Raw genomic sequence first — 18,949 nt, forward strand, 5'->3', positions numbered from 1 at the left:
GCCGGGTCAGGCGAAGCCGCCACCCGGCTCCAGGCACAATAATGCTAACTCTGCGTAGCGGGTTTCCCGAGGGACTCTTTCGCCAGTTCGTCTGCGGATTTACTTTTCAGCACCGTCCAGATAACCACCGCACCCATCAGGTCGAAGATAGCCAGCACCGCGAACAGCGGGCTAAAGCCAATGGTATCTGCCAGGGCACCGACCACCAGCGCAAACATGGTGCTAGCGGTCCATGCCGCCATACCGGTCAGGCCGTTGGCCGTTGCCACTTCGTTACGACCAAAGACGTCAGACGAAAGCGTAATCAGCGCGCCGGACAGGGACTGGTGCGCAAAGCCACCAATACACAGCAGGGCGATAGCCACATATGGGCTGGTGAACAGGCCGATCATGCCAGGGCCGATCATCAGCAGGGCGCCCATGGTGACGACCATTTTACGGGAAACAATCAGGTTCACCCCAAACCAGCGCTGGAACAGCGGTGGCAGGTAGCCGCCCACGATACAGCCCAGGTCTGCGAACAGCATTGGCATCCAGGCGAACATCGCGATCTCTTTCAGGTTAAAGCCGTACACTTTAAACATGAACAGCGGGATCCAGGCGTTGAAGGTACCCCAGGCCGGTTCTGCCAGGAAGCGCGGCAGGGCGATACCCCAGAACTGACGGGTGCCCAGGATCTGCCAGACGGTCATTTTTTTGCCGTTGTTGGTCTGATGCTGAGATTCCTGACCACCAATGATGTATTCACGTTCTTCTTCAGAGAGTTTTTTCTGGTCGCGCGGGTGTTTATAGAACACCAGCCACGCCATTGCCCATGCAAAGCTCAGTACGCCAGAGATGATGAACGCCATCTGCCAGCTGTGCATCACGATAGCCCAGACCACCAGCGGCGGCGCAATCATGGCACCAATCGACGAGCCGACGTTGAAGTAACCTACAGCGATGGAACGCTCTTTTGCCGGGAACCATTCGGAGCTTGCCTTCAGGCCCGCCGGGATCATGGCGGCTTCAGCCGCACCGACTGCACCACGCGCCAGCGCCAGGCCGCCCCAGCTGCCTGCCAGTGCGGTTGCACCGCAGAAAATCGCCCATGCTACGGCGAAGAAGGCATAGCCGATTTTGGTACCCAGAATATCCAGAACATAGCCTGCAACAGGCTGCATGATGGTATAAGCCGCGGAATAAGCCGCAATGATGTAGGAGTATTGCTGCGTGGTGATGTGCAACTCTTCCATCAACGTTGGAGCCGCTGCTGCCACTGTGTTACGCGTCAGGTAGCCCAGCACGGTGCCGAGCGTCACCAGTGCGATCATATACCAACGTAACCCTTTAATTTTACGCATGTAAAACCTCATCGTTATGTTATTTCCGTGCCAGAACACGGTAACAACTCAACCGTTGCCGGGAGTTGTTCAGTAACGGGAGGGGCATAACCGGGAGATGTCCCGGAACGGCCCGAACCTTGCCATAAGTCATCGTGCATAAGTCGGTTTCCGTACCGTTAAATCTGATGTTCTTGACACCAGCAATGCATTCCGTCGGCGTAGTGTTTGCGACGGCGAAACGATAACTTGTCATACAACTTTAAAAGGTGAGTGACATCACAAATGTGTGAATCTTTGTAGGGATATTCCGCGGTGCGAGCAAAGCCAGTATTGGCGCGGCTTGTGAGAGGGTTTACTCCATTTGGGGTAATTTTTTTGTCGACGTTTATTGATCTGACTCACGAAAAAAACTTCGGTGGGTGGAAATTGGTGTGATAACTTTGCAGCATATGAACATACGCTTTCTGACGCTCCCGTAATGAGGAAGACGATAATGACGCCGTTTATGACCGACGATTTTCTGTTAGATACTGAATTTGCTCGCCGCCTGTACCACGACTACGCAAAGGACCAGCCGATTTTCGACTACCACTGCCATTTACCGCCGCAGCAGGTTGCCGAAAATTACCGATTCAAAAACCTGTATGATATCTGGCTGAAGGGTGACCACTATAAATGGCGCGCGATGCGCACCAACGGCGTCGCTGAGCGCCTGTGCACCGGCGATGCCACCGATCGCGAGAAGTTTGACGCCTGGGCGGCCACCGTTCCGCATACCATCGGCAACCCGCTATACCACTGGACGCATCTTGAACTGCGTCGTCCGTTTGGCATCACCGGTAAACTGCTTTCTCCCGCTACTGCGGATGAAATCTGGGATCAATGCAACGCGCTGCTGGCGCAGGAACAGTTCTCCGCACGCGGCATCATGAAGCAGATGAACGTGAAGATGGTCGGCACCACCGACGATCCTGTCGATTCGCTCGAGCACCACGCCGTCGTTGCGAAAGACACCTCTTTCGACATTAAAGTGCTGCCAAGCTGGCGCCCGGATAAAGCCTTCAACATTGAGCAGGCCACCTTCACTGACTACATGGCGAAGCTGGCGGAAGTGTCCGATACCGATATTCGTCGTTTTACTGACCTGCAAACCGCGCTGACCAAACGCCTGGATCACTTTGCGGCGCACGGCTGTAAAGTCTCTGACCACGCGCTGGACGTGGTGCTGTTTGCCGAATCAAACGAAACCGAGCTGGACAGCATCCTGGCGCGTCGTCTCTCCGGCGAAACGCTGAGCGAACATGAAATTGCCCAGTTCAAAACGGCGGTGCTGGTGTTCCTCGGTGCGGAATACGCCCGTCGCGGCTGGGTACAGCAGTACCATATCGGCGCGCTGCGCAATAACAACCAGCGCCAGTTCAAACTGATCGGTGCGGATGTGGGCTTCGACTCCATCAACGACCGTCCGCTGGCGGAAGAGCTGTCCAAACTGCTGAGCAAACAGAACGAGCAAAATCTGCTGCCAAAAACCATCCTCTACTGCCTGAACCCGCGCGATAACGAAGTGCTGGGTACCATGGTCGGTAACTTCCAGGGCGAAGGGTTGCCGGGCAAGATGCAGTTCGGCTCCGGCTGGTGGTTCAACGATCAGAAAGACGGCATGGAGCGTCAAATGACGCAGCTGGCGCAGCTTGGCCTGCTGAGCCGCTTTGTCGGCATGCTGACCGACAGCCGCAGCTTCCTGTCCTATACCCGCCATGAATACTTCCGCCGCATTCTGTGCCAGATGATTGGCCGCTGGGTGCACGCGGGCGAAGCGCCAGCGGATATCCAGCTGCTGGGCGAAATGGTGAAAAACATCTGCTTTAACAATGCGCGTGACTACTTCGCCATTGAACTGAACTAAGGCCGTCTGAGGTTGATATGCAATACATCAAAATCCATTCGCTGGATAACGTGGCCGTCGCGCTGGCGGATTTGACCGAAGGAACGAACGTAACGTTCGACGGTCAGTCGGTCACGTTGCGCCAGGCCATTGGGCGTGGACACAAGTTTGCCCTGATCCCCATTGCGAAAGGGGAGAACGTGGTGAAGTACGGTTTGCCCATCGGTCATGCGCTGGCGGATATTGCACCGGGTGAATATATTCACTCCCACAATACTCGCACCAATCTGAGCGATCTGGACGAGTACAGCTATCAACCTGATTTCCAGGCGGAAGCCGGACAGGCGGCAGATCGTGACGTGCAGATCTACCGTCGCGCCAGCGGCGAGGTGGGGATCCGCAATGAACTGTGGATCCTCCCGACCGTCGGCTGCGTGAACGGGATTGCGCGTCAAATTCAGACGCGTTTCCTAAAAGAGACCAACGATGCCGAAGGCACTGACGGCGTGCATTTGTTTAGCCATACCTACGGCTGCTCCCAACTGGGCGACGACCACATCAATACCCGCACCATGCTGCAAAACATGGTGCGCCACCCGAACGCAGGCGCGGTGCTGGTGATTGGCCTTGGCTGCGAGAACAATCAGGTTGACGCTTTCCGCGATACGCTGGGGGAATTCGACCCTGAGCGCGTGCATTTTATGGTGTGCCAGCATCAGGACGACGAAGTGGAAGCGGGCGTGGAGCAGCTTCATCAGTTGTATGACGTCATGCGCCATGACAAGCGCGAGCCGGGCAAGCTGAGCGAGCTGAAGTTTGGTCTGGAATGCGGCGGGTCTGATGGTCTTTCCGGCATTACCGCTAACCCGATGCTCGGCCGTTTCTCCGACTATGTCATCGCTAACGGCGGCACCACGGTGCTGACCGAAGTGCCGGAAATGTTCGGCGCGGAGCGTATTCTGATGAGCCACTGCCGCGACGAAGAGACGTTTGAGAAAACCGTCACCATGGTGAACGACTTCAAACAGTACTTCATCGCCCATAATCAGCCGATTTATGAGAACCCGTCGCCGGGCAACAAAGCGGGCGGGATTACCACGCTGGAAGAGAAATCTCTCGGCTGCACACAGAAAGCGGGCGCGAGCCAGGTGGTGGACGTGCTGCGCTACGGCGAGCGCCTGAAAACGCACGGGCTGAACCTGCTCAGCGCACCGGGCAACGATGCGGTCGCCACCAGCGCGCTGGCGGGAGCGGGCTGTCATATGGTGCTGTTCAGTACCGGTCGCGGTACGCCGTACGGCGGGTTTGTGCCGACGGTGAAAATCGCCACCAACAGCGAGCTGGCGACAAAGAAAAAACACTGGATCGACTTTGATGCGGGCCAACTGATCCACGGCAAAGCGATGCCGCAGCTGCTGACGGAGTTTGTGGACACTATTGTGGAATTTGCGAACGGTAAGCAGACCTGTAACGAGAAGAATGACTTCCGCGAGCTGGCGATTTTTAAGAGTGGTGTGACGCTGTAAGCAGGGGGCGGGCTGGTGCCCTCACCCTGGCCCTCTCCCACGGGGAGAGGGGACAAACACTAAAAAACGGCAACCTCAAGGTTGCCGTTTTGCTGTTAACCTCGCAGGGCATTCTTCGCTAAACGCGCGTCTTCCGCCTGACAGGCCGCTGCGGTAAACAGCACGTCGGTAGAGGAGTTCAGCGCGGTTTCGCAGGAGTCCTGCAGCACGCCGATGATAAAGCCGACGGCCACAACCTGCATCGCGATCTCGTTCGGGATGCCAAACATATTACACGCCAGCGGGATCAGCAGCAGCGAACCGCCCGCCACGCCCGATGCGCCACAGGCACACAGCGACGCCACCACGCTCAGCAGCAGTGCGGTCGGCAGATCCACCGGAATACCCAGCGTATGCACCGCCGCAAGGGTCAGCACGGTAATAGTGATTGCTGCGCCCGCCATGTTCACGGTTGCACCCAGTGGGATCGACACGGAATACGTGTCGCGGTCCAGGTTCAGCTTCTCTGCAAGCGCCATGTTGACCGGAATGTTCGCCGCCGAACTGCGGGTGAAGAAGGCGTACACGCCGCTCTCGCGCAGGCAGGTCAGCACCAGCGGATACGGGTTGCGGCGGATCTGCCAGAACACCAGCAGTGGGTTAATGACCAGCGCGACCAACAGCATACAGCCAATCAGCACGATCAGAAGCTGTGCGTATCCCCACAGGGTTTCAAACCCTGTGGTTGCCAGCGTGGAGGAGACCAGACCGAAAATCCCGATTGGCGCAAAACGAATAACAATTTTTACCATAAAGGTCACGGCGTTCGACACGTCGTTAACCAGGTTTTTCGTGGTCTCGTTGCCGTGACGCAGCGCGAAGCCCAGGCCAATCGCCCAGACCAGGATGCCAATATAGTTTGCATTCAGCAGGGCATCAATCGGGTTAGTGACCATGCTCATCAGCAGGCCGCGAAGCACTTCGACAATGCCGGACGGCGGAGTGATATCACCGGCCGCGCTGGTCAGGTGCAGCGTGGACGGGAACAGGAAGCTAAACACGACGGCCGTTAAGGCCGCAGAGAAAGTTCCCAGCAGATACAGGAACAGAATAGGGCGAATGTTGGTTTTTTGTCCGTGCTGGTGGTTAGCGATTGACGCCATCACCAGCATCAGAACCAGTACCGGTGCGACGGCCTTCAGTGCACCAACAAACAGCGTTCCCAGCAGGCCGGTGGCGATAGCAGCAGGTTTTGACACCAGCGCCAGCAGGATCCCGAGTACCAGTCCTACCAGAATTTGTTTAACCAGGCTCCCCTGCGCCAGGCGCGCAAAAAGCCCCGTTGATTGTGTGCTCATACATTATTCCTGAGTGAAATTGCGTTCCATTCCGAATGTGCTCTAAGTCACATTTATGTCCGGATGTAAGTAAATGTTTGCCTGGTCGAGTATAGGGAATGCGCGAAAGGAGGGAAGCGTAAAATGCTGGATTTTACGTGGTACGTCATGTTTTTTAACTATTGCTTAACGAAAATGCCGGGTGGCGCTGCGCTTACCCGGCCTACGGGGTGACGTTGTAGGCCCGGTAAGCGCAGCGCCACCGGGCAAAACGCATTAAGCCTGCTGCTTCTTATCGTGCTGGCGGTTAACCCAGGTATTGATAATCAGCGTCACGATCAGAATGCCGAACACCACGCCGAGCGAAATGGCGATCGGGATATGGTAGAAATCGACGATCAGCATCTTGATACCGATAAACACCAGGATCACCGACAGACCGTATTTCAGCATGGAGAAGCGTTCTGCCGCGCCCGCCAGCAGGAAGTACATTGCACGCAGGCCGAGGATCGCAAACAGGTTAGAGGTCAGCACAATGAACGGGTCGGTGGTCACCGCGAAGATCGCCGGAATGCTGTCCACCGCGAAAATCACGTCGCTCAGCTCGACCAGAATCAGCACCAGCAGCAGCGGGGTGGCAAACAGCAGGCCGTTCTTGCGCACGAAGAAGTGCTCGCTCTCAATCTTGTCGGTCATGCGCAGGTGCCCACGGATCCACTTCACCAGCGGGCGATCGCCAATCGCGGAGCCGTCCTCTTTCGCCAGCGCCATTTTGACACCGGTGAACAGCAGGAAAGCGCCAAAGACGTACAGCAGCCATTCGAACTGGGTGATCAGCCAACTGCCGGCGAAGATCATGATGGTACGCAGGATAATCGCGCCCAGCACGCCGTAGACCAGCACGCGACGCTGCAGGGCAGCAGGTACGGCAAAGTAGCTGAACAGCATCAGCCAGACGAAAACGTTATCAACCGCCAGGGCTTTTTCAATCAGATAGCCGGTGAGGAAGGCGAGCGCCTGAGGATCGGCCACCGCACGGCCTTCGGTCGAGGCCAGATACCACCAGAAGGCGGCACAGAACAGCAGGGAGAGGGTAACCCACACCAGAGACCAGGCCGCAGCCTGTTTGATGCTCATGCCGTGCGCGCCGCGACGGCCCTGCAAAAAGAGGTCGATTGCCAGCATGATGAGCACGACAACCGCGAATCCGCCCCACAACATTGGAGTGCCGACAGAATGCATACTATTTTCCTTACACATAAAAAACAAAAACGGCCATGGTCAGAAGACGATAGCCGTTAGCTTTTTATGCATAGACCTCGCCTTCCGGCAAGGTCTCACTTACAACCACGAGGGTTGCCCGGCGACCGGATGCGTGTTTAACGCATCGTAATGACGATCCACCGGCGAAGAAGTTACTCCCCTTTGCAGGTAACAAAATATGTCAGACCATTGATTTCGTCAATGGTCTGCACGGTTTCATTACACAGTTTTACGCGATAGCTTCCGCGCTCACGTCGTCTGCCGGAAACACCACGCCGGTCTGACGGCGGATCTCCGTTTGCAGTTTCGCCGTGGTGCGGCTCACCGCGAGGCCCGGGTGATTCACTTCGTTGTCTTCCACCAGACGGGCGAAGACCTCTGCCTCATAGAGCATAGTGTTAATATGCTGAGGCTGCGTCAGCTCCTGCGCTTTACCGCCGCGCGGCACAAAGCTCACCTTCTGGCACTCGGAGATCTTCTCGATAACCAGCGAGCCCGCTTCGCCCTGAATTTCGCTCGGCAGCACGGAATCGCTCACCTTGGAGTGCTGCAGCGTGACGCTGAAATCGCCGTAGTCCAGCACCGCTAAACCGTGCGCATCCACGCCGCTCTCCAGCAGGCTGGCGGTGGCCGTTACGCCATGCGGCTCGCCCCACAGGGCCACGGCAGAGGCCAGGCAGTAGAAGCCGATATCCATAATCGAACCGTTAGAGAAGGCCGGGTTAAAGGTGTTCGGGTTCTCGCCGTCCAGGTAGCGCTGGTAGCGCGACGAGTACTGGCAGTAGTTGATAAAGGCTTTACGCACTTTGCCAATTTTCGGCAGGGACTGCTGCAGCAGCAGGAAATTCGGCAGGCTGGCGGTTTTAAACGCTTCGAACAGCACCACCTGGTTTTCGCGGGCAAGCGCAATGGCCGCTTCCACTTCCTGGATATTCGATGCCAGCGGCTTCTCGCAAATCACATGCTTTTTATGGCTGAGGAACAGCTTCGTTTGCGGGAAGTGCAGGGAGTTCGGGCTGGCGATATAGACCGCGTCAATGGCGTCGCTTTGCGCCATCTCGTCGAGCGAGGTGAAGAGATGCTCAACGAGGTAGTCGTTAGCAAAACTTTGCGCCTGCTCAAGGCTGCGGGAATAGACCGCGGTAAGCTTATATTTGCCGGTTTCGTGGGCGGCGTCGACGAACTGGCGCGTGATCCAGTTCGTTCCAATGACTGCGAAACGTATCATAAACGTTTACGTACTCCGTAGCGGGGAACCTTTAGCCACTGTAGCACGTCATCATGACAATTCGCGTGCGCTATTCCGCATTACTATTTAACGATAAATGCGTAAGCCATAGCCGGGTATCAAACTCCAGTTGGTGGTACTGCGGCTCCATGTGGCAGCACAGGGAATAGAACGCTTTGTCGTGCTCTTTCTCTTTCAGATGCGCTAGCTCATGGACGACGATCATCCGCAGAAAGGCTTCCGGCGCGTTACGGAAAACCGTCGCGACGCGGATTTCGGCCTTCGCCTTCAGCTTGCCGCCCTGCACGCGGGAGATGGCGGTGTGCAGGCCGAGCGCGTTTTTCAGCACGTGGATCTTGTTGTCGTACATCACCTTGTTGATCGGCGGCGCGCTCTTCAGATAACGGCTTTTCAGATCCTGCGTATACTGCCAGAGGGCTTTATCGGTCGCGAAATCGTGCGTGCCGGGGTAGCGTTTTTCCAGCACCGCCCCCAGTTTTTGCTCGGCAATTAACGTGCGTACCTGGGAAAGCAGATGCTCCGGGTAGCCCTGGAGATAAGTCAGCTGGTTCATCAAAACCCCAAAATAAGTTGAAAACGGGTATACTCACGCACCCTTTTCAGGGATAACGCCGAAATTTTACCATTCAGGAGGGCCGATGAGCCACTTAGACAACGGTTTCCGTTCACTCAACCTTAAACGTTTCCCGGAAACGGATGACGTCAACCCGCTTATGGCGTGGGAAGCGGCGGATGAATATCTGCTGCAGCAGTTGGATGAGACTGAAATCCGCGGCCCGGTTTTGATCCTGAATGACGCGTTTGGCGCGCTGGGCTGCGCGCTGGCTGAACACACCCCGTACAGCATCGGCGATTCTTACTTAAGCGAGCTGGCGACGCGTGAAAACCTGCGTCACAACGACATCGAAGAGTCCAGCGTGAAGTTCCTCGACAGCACCGCGGATTACCCGCAGGCGCCGGGCGTGGTGCTGATTAAGGTGCCAAAAACCATGGCGCTGCTGGAGCAGCAGCTGCGCGCGCTGCGTAAGGTCGTGACGCCAGAAACCCGCATTATCGCGGGTGCCAAAGCGCGCGATATTCACACCTCGACGCTGGAGCTGTTCGAGAAAGTCCTCGGCCCAACCACCACCACGCTGGCCTGGAAAAAAGCGCGCCTGATCAACTGCACCTTCAGCGCGCCGGAACTGGCCGACGCGCCCGAGACCCTGAGCTGGAAACTGGAAGGTACCGACTGGACCATCCACAACCATGCGAACGTTTTCTCCCGCACCGGTCTGGATATCGGCGCGCGTTTCTTTATGGAACATCTGCCGGAAAATCTGGAAGGTGAGATTGTCGATCTGGGCTGCGGTAACGGCGTGATTGGCCTGACGCTGCTGGCGAAGAACCCGGACGCCAGCGTGGTGTTCAGCGACGAGTCGCCAATGGCGGTGGCCTCCAGCCGTCTGAACGTGGAAACCAACATGCCGGAAGCGCAGGATCGCTGCGAGTTTATGATCAACAACGCGCTGTCGGGCGTAGAGCCGTTCCGCTTCAACGCTGTGTTCTGTAACCCGCCGTTCCACCAGAAGCATGCTCTGACGGATAATGTCGCCTGGGAGATGTTCCACCACGCGCGCCGCTGCCTGAAAATCAACGGCGAGCTGTACATCGTGGCAAACCGCCACCTGGACTATTTCCACAAGCTGAAGAAGATTTTCGGCAACTGCGTCACCATTGCGACCAATAACAAGTTCGTGGTGCTGAAGGCGGTGAAGCTGGGGCGTCGTCGTTAAGATTGGGTATGTGCGGCCTGATGCCCTCACCCCAACACTCTCCCACAGGGAGAGGGCGCAAACACTAAAAACGGCAACAGGGTTGCCGTTTTGCTTTTACCCTGCCGCCCGGCAATGCCCTAGATCGCCAGAGCCAACTTCGTCCCCTGCGCAATTGCCCGCCGCGCGTCCAGCTCCATCGCCACGTCGCACCCGCCAATCAAATGCACCGTTTTACCGGCTTCGCGCAGCGGATCCGCCAGATCGCGCTTCGGCTCCTGCCCGGCACATAAAATGACATGATCCACACGCAGCAGCTGCGGTTCGCCGCCGATCGTGACGTGCAGCCCCTCGTCGTCGATCTTCTGGTAGCTGACCGCCGGGATCATCTTCACCCCGCGTGAGAGCAGGGTGGCGCGGTGGATCCAGCCCGTGGTTTTGCCCAGCCCTTCGCCCGGCTTGCTGGTTTTACGCTGGAGCATCACGATCTGGCGCGGGCTTTTCGGTAGTTGCGGCCCTTCCGGGCGTAGCCCGCCGGACTGGCTCAGGCTGGTGTCGATCCCCCATTCCACGCAAAACTCGGCAATGTTCTGGCTGGTGGCCTCGCCCGGCTGGCTTAAATACATGGCGGTATCAAAGCCGATCCCGCCGCAGCCGATAATCGCCACCTTCTCGCCAACCGGCGTTTTGTCACGCAATACATCCAGATAGCTCAACACCTTCGGATGATCGATGCCCTCGATCGCCGGCATGCGCGGTACGATCCCGCTCGCCAGGATCACCTCGTCGAAACCGATCAGATCCGCCGCGCTGACAAACTGGTTAAGCCGCAGATCGATGCCTGTAAGCTCGATCATTCGGCGGTAGTAGCGCAGCGTTTCATAAAACTCCTCTTTGCCGGGGATCTGTTTGGCGATATTAAACTGGCCGCCAATCTCCGCCAGCGCATCAAACAGCGTCACGCTGTGCCCGCGCGAGGCGGCGTTGACTGCAAACGCCAGGCCCGCCGGCCCTGCACCCACCACGGCCAGGCGCTTTTTGTTTTGCGCCGGAACGATCGGCATTTTGGTTTCGTGACAGGCGCGCGGGTTAACCAGGCAAGAGGTGACCTTGCCGACGAAGATCTGATCCAGACAGGCCTGGTTACAGCCGATGCAGGTGTTGATCTCATCCGCGCGTCCGCTTTGCGCTTTGGAGAGCAGTTCGGCATCAGCCAGGAACGGACGCGCCATCGACACCATATCGGCGTCGCCTCGCGAAATCACATCGTCCGCCACCTGCGGATCGTTAATGCGGTTAGTGGTGACCAGCGGAACAGATACTTTGCCTTTCAGCCTGCGCGTCACCCAGCTGAACGCCGCGCGCGGTACCGGCGTGGCGATGGTCGGGATGCGCGCCTCGTGCCAGCCTATGCCGGTGTTGATAATGGTGGCGCCAGCGGCTTCAATCGCCTGCGCCAGCTGGACGGTTTCGTCGAAGGTGCCGCCGCCCTCTACCAGGTCGAGCATCGACAGACGGAAAACAATAATAAAATCAGCGCCCGCACGTTCGCGCACGGCGCGCACGACCTCCACGGCAAAACGCATGCGGCGGGCATAGTCGCCGCCCCATTCGTCGTCGCGCTGGTTGGTGCGGGCGGCGAGGAACTCGTTAATCAGGTAGCCTTCTGAGCCCATCACCTCAACGCCGTCGTAGCCCGCCTCGCGCGCCAGCGCCGCGCAGCGGGCGAAGTCGTCAATCAATGCCAGGATCTCGTCGTGGGTGAGAGCGTGAGGTTTAAAGCGGTTAATCGGCGCCTGAAGAGCCGACGGCGCGACCAGGTTCGGCTGATAACTGTAGCGTCCGGTGTGCAGGATTTGCAGGGCGATTTTACCGCCCTCGCAGTGGACCGCGTCGGTCACAATGCGGTGGTGCGCCAGCTGTGACGCATCGTTCAGGACCGCGCCGCCCTCCATGCCCACGCCGGAAGGAGCCGGGGCCACGCCGCCGGTGACAATCAGCGCCACCCCGTGGCGGGCGCGCTCGGCATAGAAGGCCGCCAGACGCTCGGCCCCGTCCGGATGCTCCTCCAGCCCGGTGTGCATTGAGCCCATCAACACGCGGTTTTTGAGTGTGGTGAACCCCAGATCGAGGGGGGCGAATAACGACGGGTAGCGGCTCATAGTCTCTTCCAGTGTAAAATTATTGTTATGTGGTCGGATGAGTTACTAATTTAGCCAGCACGAAGTAAAAGGGAAAAGGGGAATGCAGTGATTGTGATGGGATTCAAATATTAGTGTGGCCTGATGCCCTCACCCTAACCCTCTCCCACAGGGAGAGGGGACTTAATCTCCCTCTCCCTTAGGGGGATGCCCGCACCAGCCCCGGCGCCTGCCACATCGACGTCGTCAGCCCGCTGTCCACCAGCCCCAGCTGGTCGGCGTACACCGCCTGCCACTTCTGCATCATGCCGTCGTACAGCTCGCGGTGCTGCGGGTTCGGCGTGAACTCGCGGCTCCACTTCACCAGCCGCTCGCCCGTCGAGGCCATATCCGCAAACAGCCCCGCGCCCGCGCCTGCCGCAATTGCGCAGCCGAGCGCTGTCGCCTCTTTCACCTCCGGCACGCGCACCGCCAGCCCGGTGACATCGCTTAATATCTGGCTCCAGAGGGCGCCCTTAGCCCCGCCGCCCGCGAAGACCAGGCTCTCAAACGTCACGCCGGAGAAGCGCGAGATCTGCGCCAGGTTGCAGGCCGAAACAATCGCCGCATTCTCCTCCAGGGCGCGGAACAGCGTCGCTTTGTTGCACTTTTCCGGGTCGATGGAGAGGTTAATAAACGACGGTGCGGCGTGGTACCACTGCTTAAAATGCATCGCGTCGGAGAAGATCGGCATCACCCCGTGGGATCCTGCCGGTACGCGGCTCGCCATCTCTTCCAGCAGGGAATAGGTATCCATCCCCATCCGTTCGGCAATCAGCTTTTCCTCGGCGCAGAAGGCGTCGCGGAACCAGCGCATGGTCAGCCCGGTAAAGAAGCTGATCGACTCCGCCTGCGCCATGCCGGGGATAACGTGCGGGTTCACGCGGATGTTCATCTCGGGGTCGGTGCGCACCTGCGGCAGGTTTACGACCTGCTGCCAGAAGGTACCGCCCAGCACCGCGGTTTGTCCGGCGCGAACCACGCCCAGCCCCAGACAGCCCAGCTGCACGTCGCCGCCGCCCATCACCACCGGGGTGCCTTCGCGCAGGCCGCTCTGCTGCGCGGCCTCATTGGTGATAGCGCCCAGCACGGTGCCGGTCTCTTTCACCGGGGAGAGGATATCGGCGCGCAGGCCGGCCATGTCGAGCAGTGCCGGCCGCCAGTCGCGGGAGAAGAGATCCAGCATGCCGGTGGTGCCCGCGTTAGACGGGTCGACCGCCAGCTCGCCCGAGAGCTTCGCCGCCAGCCAGTCGCTGATCATGGTGATGGTGGCGGCCTTGCGGTAAATATCCGGGCGATGGTGTGCCAGCCACAGCAGGCGCGGCATGGCGCTCAGCGCCAGCGTCTGGCCGGAAACGTCATACACTTCGGATTCAAAACGGTCGTCGTGGATCTCTTTGAGTTCGGCGACCTCGCGGCTGGCGCGGGCGTCGACGTTGGCGCAGGCCCAGATGGCCTCGCCGTTGCGGTCATACAGCACTATCCCTTCGCGCATCGAGCAGCAGGCGACGGACTGAATATCCGCCGCGCTCAGGTGCGCACGTTCCAGCGCCTGATAAATACACTGGCAGGCCAGCCGCCAGTTGGTCTCCAGGTCGAACTCCATCGACCCCGGCACGTTCTCCACGCTCAGGTGCTTCCACTCGGCCTGACCGACGGCAATCTGGTTGCCCTGTAAATCGAAAATCACGGCGCGAATGCTGCCTGTCCCTGCATCTAACGCTAAAAGGTAACTCATGAGCTTGCCTCGTTGTTAGCGCAGGGCAACCCCGTTACGTCAGGGCCAGCACCACGCGGGCTGTCGTCTCCTCCGTCACCAGGCCATTGATACGGCGGCCCTTCAGTGCGGCATAAATCGCATCGGCTTTCTCTTCTCCTCCGGCCACGCCAACGATGGTGGGCAGCTGCGCCAGTTCATCGAGCGTGACGCCCAGCAGTTCTTTGTGGATCTCCAGCTCTTCAACGCACTCGCCCTCGGCATTGAGGAAATAGCCGAGAATGTCGCCGACCGCCCCTTTGCGGGCGTACATCAGCTGTTCACCTTCGCTGATATAGCCGGAGCGCAGTATCGTGGCATCGCGTCGCTGGTTCACCGAACCAATCCCGACCACCGCCACGTCGGCAGCGGTGGCGGCGAGGATCACGTCCCGCACGCTGGTTTCACGCTTTAAGATCCCGGCCACCTCGGCAGATGACACGCGAAGCGGGGCGGGGATCATGCTCACGCTGCAGGCCGCGTCCAGCTGGCCGATACCGGTCATATACGGCCCCACGCCGCCGGAGAGCGTCACCAGGCGGATCTGCTGTGAGCTGATAAAGCCGCTCAGGTGCTGCAGGCTGCTCATGGTGGTTTCACCAAACCCCACCGCCAGCAGCTGGCCGGGCTCCAGTACGCCCATCAGCGACTGCGCCGCGCCAATGCCGAGCCGCACGTTCATCGGCGGGGTATTCAGGGCGGGCATCACGCGCACCAGCTTCAGGCCAAAGCGCTGCTGGAGCTCGGTTTCCAGCGCCAGGCAGCCCTCGTAGCGGGAGTTGATCTGCACGCGGATCACCCCGGACTGACGGCCCTTCTCCAGCAGGCGGGAGATCTTCAGGCGCGGCAGCCCGAGCCGCTCGCCGATGTCGTTTTGGGTCAGCCCGTCGTGGTAGTAGCACCAGGCCACGCGCGCCACCAGCTCTTCTTCCGCCAGCGCCAGCCCGGCAAACCGTCCTTCTTCCGCAGTGCGTTTATCGCTCATAATTGAACTCTTATAAAAATTTAGATCATATGTTCGTGATGGCGCGAAGGGAAAATGTGAGCCACGCGACAAAACGGATCTTTTAGATCGTTTCTGGTTTATCTGTATCTCAATCGATAAAACTGTGATCCCTGCACGGTTGTAAATATAGTTCACCGTCTACGCTTTTGAACATTATTAAATGTAAAAATCATTTGTTCAATAGCGGAGCGATGATGACACCACTTCTCGACGCGCGAAATATCAGCAAGCAGTTCTCAGGGGTGCCGGTTCTGAAAGGCATTGATTTCACGCTGCTTGCGGGCCAGGTGCACGCCCTGATGGGCGGGAACGGCGCGGGAAAATCGACGCTAATGAAGATCATCGCCGGGGTGGAAACGCCGGACAACGGTGAACTTTCTGTCGAGGGGCAGTCATATGCGCGGCTCACGCCCGTGCAGGCGCACAGGTTAGGCATTTACCTGGTGCCGCAGGAGCCGCTGCTGTTCCCCAACCTGACGGTGCGGGAAAACATCCTGTTCCGCCTGCCGCGCGAACGCGATCTGGAAAAGCGGCTGGCGGAGAAGCTCCAGCAGCTGCAGTGCCCGCTTAACCTCGACGCCGCCGCCAGCACCCTGGAAGTGGCGGATCAGCAGATGGTGGAGATCCTGCGCGGCCTGATGCGCAACGCCAGGATCCTGATCCTCGACGAACCCACGGCCTCCCTCACGCCGGGCGAAACCGAGCGGCTGTTTCGCCAGATCCGCGCCCTGCAGGCACTCGGCGTCGGGATTGTTTTTATCTCGCACAAGCTGCCGGAAATTCGCCAGTTGGCGAGCCACGTCTCGGTGATGCGCGACGGTGCGGTCGTGCTGAGCGGCGAAACCGCGCAGTTTGACGACAGCGCCCTGATCGCCGCCATGACGCCGGTAAGCCGCGATAAATCTCTCAGCGATACGCAGAAGCTGTGGCTGGCGCTGCCGGGCAACCGCCGCACCCAGCCGCAGGATTTCCCGGTGCTGCGGGTGGACGATCTCACCGGGGAGGGGTTTATCGATCTCAGCCTTGAGATCTACGCCGGGGAGATCGTCGGCCTGGCCGGGTTGGTGGGATCCGGGCGCACCGAGTTTGCGGAAACGCTCTATGGTCTGCGGCCCGTGCGCGGCGGTCGCGTCTGGCTGGAGAACCAGGAGATTACCGGCGATCCGGTCAGTTCACGCCTGGAAAAAGGGCTGGTCTACCTGCCGGAAGACAGGCAGGTGTCAGGCCTGTTCCTCGACGCGCCGATCCGCTGGAACACCGTGGCGCTGAACGAGCCGTCTCTCTGGCAGCAGCGCAAGCGGGAGTCTGCGGTGGTGGAGCGTTACCACCGGGCGCTGGGGATCAAGCTTAACCATGCGGATCAAACCGTACGCACGCTCTCCGGCGGCAACCAGCAGAAGGTGCTGCTGGCGCGCTGTCTCGAGGCCAATCCTTTACTGCTGATCGTCGATGAACCGACGCGCGGGGTGGACGTCTCGGCCCGCGCCGACATCTACCAGCTGATAAAAAGCGTGGCAGCACAGAACGTGGCGGTGCTGATGATCTCAAGCGATCTCGACGAGTTCCCGGGCCTTGCGGACCGGGTGCTGGTGATGCATCAGGGCGTGCTCAGCGGCGAGCTGCCGCGTCACGCCGTCAGCCTCGACAAGATGATGGCGCTGGCGTTCGGAGGGCAATCATGAAGACCTTACTCAAAAACCGCGAGCTGAGCGCGTTTCTCGCCATTCTGGCGCTATTCGCCGTGCTGGTGGCGCTGAACCCGTCTTACTTCAGCCTGCAGACGCTGGGGATGATCTTCGCCAGCGCGCAGATCCTGATCCTGCTAGCCATCGGTGCCGCGCTTGTGATGCTGACCCGCAATATCGACGTGTCCGTTGGCTCCACCGTGGGGCTGTCCGCGATCGCCGTAGGTGTGGCGCTGAACAGCGGCTACAGCCTGCCCGTTTCCATTCTCTTCGCGCTGTCGACTGGTGCGCTGGCCGGGGCGTTCAACGGGTTTCTGGTGGTGGGGCTGCGCATTCCGGCGATTGTCGCCACCCTCGGAACGCTGGGGTTGTACCGCGGGGCGATGTTGCTCTGGACGGGCGGGAAGTGGATTGAAGGACTGCCGCCAGCGCTGAAATCCCTCTCTGAGCCTGCCGCCATCGGCATTTCACCGCTCGGAATAGTCGTGTTGATTATCGCGGCCACAGGCGCATGGACGCTGTCGCGCACCGCGTTCGGTCGTGATTTCTACGCGGTGGGGGATAACCTCGCCGCCGCGCGCCAGCTGGGCGTGGCGGTGAACCGCACCCGCATGATTGCCTTTACCCTGAACGGCATGCTGGCGGCCTGCGCCGGAATTGTCTTTGCCGCGCAGATTGGCTTTGTGCCGAACCAGACCGGCAGCGGGCTGGAGATGAAGGCCATCGCCGCCTGCGTGCTCGGCGGCATTTCGCTGCTGGGCGGCACGGGCACGCTGATCGGCGCGCTGCTCGGGGCCTTCTTCCTGACGCAAATCGATACCGTGCTGGTGCTATTCAGGCTCCCGGCGTGGTGGAACGACTTTATCGCCGGGCTGGTGCTGCTGGGCGTGCTGGTGCTCGACGGACGTCTGCGCCAGGCGCTGGCGCGTCACCAGCGGGCGCTGAAGTATGGCCGCTTCCAGCCGGGCAACAGAGGGGGAAAGCACGTGACCCCTTTTCCAAAACGCAAAAAAGAGGTGGCGTAAATGAGGCTTAACTGGGAAAGCGCGCTGCTCATTTTACTGGTGCTGGAGATTCTGCTCTTTGGCGCCATCAACCCGCGCATGCTTGATATCAACATGCTGTTGTTCAGCACCAGCGACTTCATTTGTATTGGCATTGTGGCGCTACCGCTCACGCTGGTGATTATCAGCGGCGGGATCGACATCTCCCTCGGCTCGACCATCGGCCTGTGTGCCATTGCGCTGGGCGTCATGATGCAGGCGGGGTGGCCAATGGCGTTCGCCGTTCCATTGACGCTGCTGCTCGGCCTGCTGTGCGGATTATTTAATGCCGCGCTTATTCACTATACCGGCATCAGCCCGTTGGTTATTACTCTCGGCACCCTCTACCTCTACGGCGGCGGCGCGCTGCTGCTCTCCGGCATGGCGGGGGCGACGGGCTACGAGGGCATCGGCGGCTTCCCGGACAGCTTCACGGCGTTCGCTAACCTCACGGTGTTGGGCTTGCCGATCCCGCTGGTGCTGTTCGCGGTGATTACGTTTTTCTTCTGGCTGATTACCCATCGCGGGCGCTTTGGTCGTCACCTGTTTTTAATCGGCCAGAATCCTCGCGCGGCGCGCTATGCGGCGCTGTCGGTGAACGGCATGCCCTATGCGCTGTACGGCCTGGTGGGCGTGGCCTCGGCGGTTGCCGCGCTGGTGATGGTCTCCTATTTCGGCTCCGCGCGTTCGGATCTGGGGCGCGATTTACTGATGCCAGCGCTCACTGCCGCCGTGCTCGGCGGGGCCAATATCTACGGCGGGTCAGGTTCGGTTGTTGGTACGGCGCTGGCGGCGCTGCTGGTGGGCTACCTGCAGCAGGGTTTACAGATGGTCGGCATACCTAACCAGGTGTCGAGCGCGCTGTCAGGGGCGCTGCTGGTTGTGGTGGTGATGGGACGTTCGCTGAGTCTGCACCGTGAATGGGTGCGTTCTCTCTTTAGAAAACTATCCGGAGCGTAAG

14 protein-coding genes are annotated in these 18,949 nt (G+C 59.3%); 6 read left to right on the forward strand and 8 right to left on the reverse strand.

Annotated elements, in window-relative coordinates; all coding sequences use genetic code 11:
• Positions 1-44: 44 nt before the first annotated feature.
• Positions 45-1,343, reverse strand: coding sequence for an MFS transporter (locus tag KW829_RS11820; RefSeq protein ID WP_089600214.1), 1,299 nt, complete (start codon positions 1,341-1,343; stop codon positions 45-47).
• A 475-nt stretch (positions 1,344-1,818) separates the two neighbouring features.
• Here KW829_RS11820 and uxaC point away from each other — a divergent pair, with 475 nt between their 5' ends.
• The gene (gene uxaC / locus KW829_RS11825) at positions 1,819-3,231 is read left to right on the forward strand and encodes a glucuronate isomerase (RefSeq protein ID WP_218308271.1); all 1,413 of its coding nucleotides are present in this window, start codon (positions 1,819-1,821) and stop codon (positions 3,229-3,231) included.
• A gap of 17 nt (positions 3,232-3,248) precedes the next feature.
• Positions 3,249-4,736: a UxaA family hydrolase gene (locus KW829_RS11830; protein ID WP_089600210.1), complete on the forward strand. Its 1,488-nt coding sequence runs from the start codon at positions 3,249-3,251 to the stop codon at positions 4,734-4,736.
• Positions 4,737-4,831: 95 nt separating this feature from the next.
• Here the strand turns inward: KW829_RS11830 and sstT are convergent, their stop codons facing one another.
• The 4 genes from sstT to KW829_RS11850 form a co-directional block, all read right to left on the reverse strand.
• Positions 4,832-6,073 (reverse strand): serine/threonine transporter SstT, encoded by a 1,242-nt coding sequence (gene sstT, locus KW829_RS11835; protein ID WP_010435872.1) that lies wholly within the window; start codon positions 6,071-6,073, stop codon positions 4,832-4,834.
• Between the two features lie 255 nt (positions 6,074-6,328).
• Positions 6,329-7,294, reverse strand: coding sequence for a TerC family protein (locus KW829_RS11840; RefSeq protein WP_010435870.1), 966 nt, complete (start codon positions 7,292-7,294; stop codon positions 6,329-6,331).
• Positions 7,295-7,544: 250 nt separating this feature from the next.
• Positions 7,545-8,543 carry a Gfo/Idh/MocA family protein gene (locus KW829_RS11845; protein ID WP_010435866.1) on the reverse strand — a complete coding sequence of 333 codons (999 nt, stop codon included), beginning with the start codon at positions 8,541-8,543 and terminating at the stop codon, positions 7,545-7,547.
• A gap of 70 nt (positions 8,544-8,613) precedes the next feature.
• The gene (locus tag KW829_RS11850; RefSeq protein WP_010435864.1) at positions 8,614-9,117 is read right to left on the reverse strand and encodes a YgjP-like metallopeptidase domain-containing protein; all 504 of its coding nucleotides are present in this window, start codon (positions 9,115-9,117) and stop codon (positions 8,614-8,616) included.
• Positions 9,118-9,202: 85 nt separating this feature from the next.
• Here KW829_RS11850 and rlmG point away from each other — a divergent pair, with 85 nt between their 5' ends.
• The gene (gene rlmG, locus KW829_RS11855) at positions 9,203-10,339 is read left to right on the forward strand and encodes a 23S rRNA (guanine(1835)-N(2))-methyltransferase RlmG (RefSeq protein ID WP_218308272.1); all 1,137 of its coding nucleotides are present in this window, start codon (positions 9,203-9,205) and stop codon (positions 10,337-10,339) included.
• A 119-nt stretch (positions 10,340-10,458) separates the two neighbouring features.
• Here rlmG and KW829_RS11860 read toward each other — a convergent pair whose 3' ends face one another.
• The 3 genes from KW829_RS11860 to lsrR form a co-directional block, all read right to left on the reverse strand.
• The gene (locus KW829_RS11860) at positions 10,459-12,480 is read right to left on the reverse strand and encodes an NADPH-dependent 2,4-dienoyl-CoA reductase (protein ID WP_218308273.1); all 2,022 of its coding nucleotides are present in this window, start codon (positions 12,478-12,480) and stop codon (positions 10,459-10,461) included.
• A 178-nt stretch (positions 12,481-12,658) separates the two neighbouring features.
• Positions 12,659-14,236, reverse strand: coding sequence for an autoinducer-2 kinase (gene lsrK, locus KW829_RS11865; RefSeq protein ID WP_218308274.1), 1,578 nt, complete (start codon positions 14,234-14,236; stop codon positions 12,659-12,661).
• 34 nt (positions 14,237-14,270) lie between these two features.
• A complete protein-coding gene (gene lsrR, locus KW829_RS11870) occupies positions 14,271-15,239 on the reverse strand; it encodes a transcriptional regulator LsrR (protein WP_218308275.1) in 969 nt (322 codons plus the stop codon).
• Between the two features lie 215 nt (positions 15,240-15,454).
• Between lsrR and lsrA the strand changes: the two genes are divergently transcribed.
• The 3 genes from lsrA to lsrD are packed head-to-tail and all read left to right on the forward strand — an operon-like array spanning position 15,455 to position 18,948.
• Positions 15,455-16,942, forward strand: coding sequence for an autoinducer 2 ABC transporter ATP-binding protein LsrA (gene lsrA / locus KW829_RS11875; RefSeq protein ID WP_218308478.1), 1,488 nt, complete (start codon positions 15,455-15,457; stop codon positions 16,940-16,942).
• On the forward strand, positions 16,939-17,970 hold the full coding sequence (lsrC, locus tag KW829_RS11880; protein ID WP_010435847.1) for an autoinducer 2 ABC transporter permease LsrC: 1,032 nt from the start codon (positions 16,939-16,941) through the stop codon (positions 17,968-17,970). The genes lsrA and lsrC overlap by 4 nt, the downstream gene beginning before the upstream one ends.
• A complete protein-coding gene (lsrD, locus tag KW829_RS11885; RefSeq protein ID WP_108416165.1) occupies positions 17,971-18,948 on the forward strand; it encodes an autoinducer 2 ABC transporter permease LsrD in 978 nt (325 codons plus the stop codon).
• Position 18,949 lies beyond the last annotated feature (1 nt).

The organism is Enterobacter sp. ENT02, from assembly GCF_019219165.1.
GTDB classification, from domain to species: Bacteria; Pseudomonadota; Gammaproteobacteria; order Enterobacterales; family Enterobacteriaceae; genus Enterobacter; species Enterobacter mori.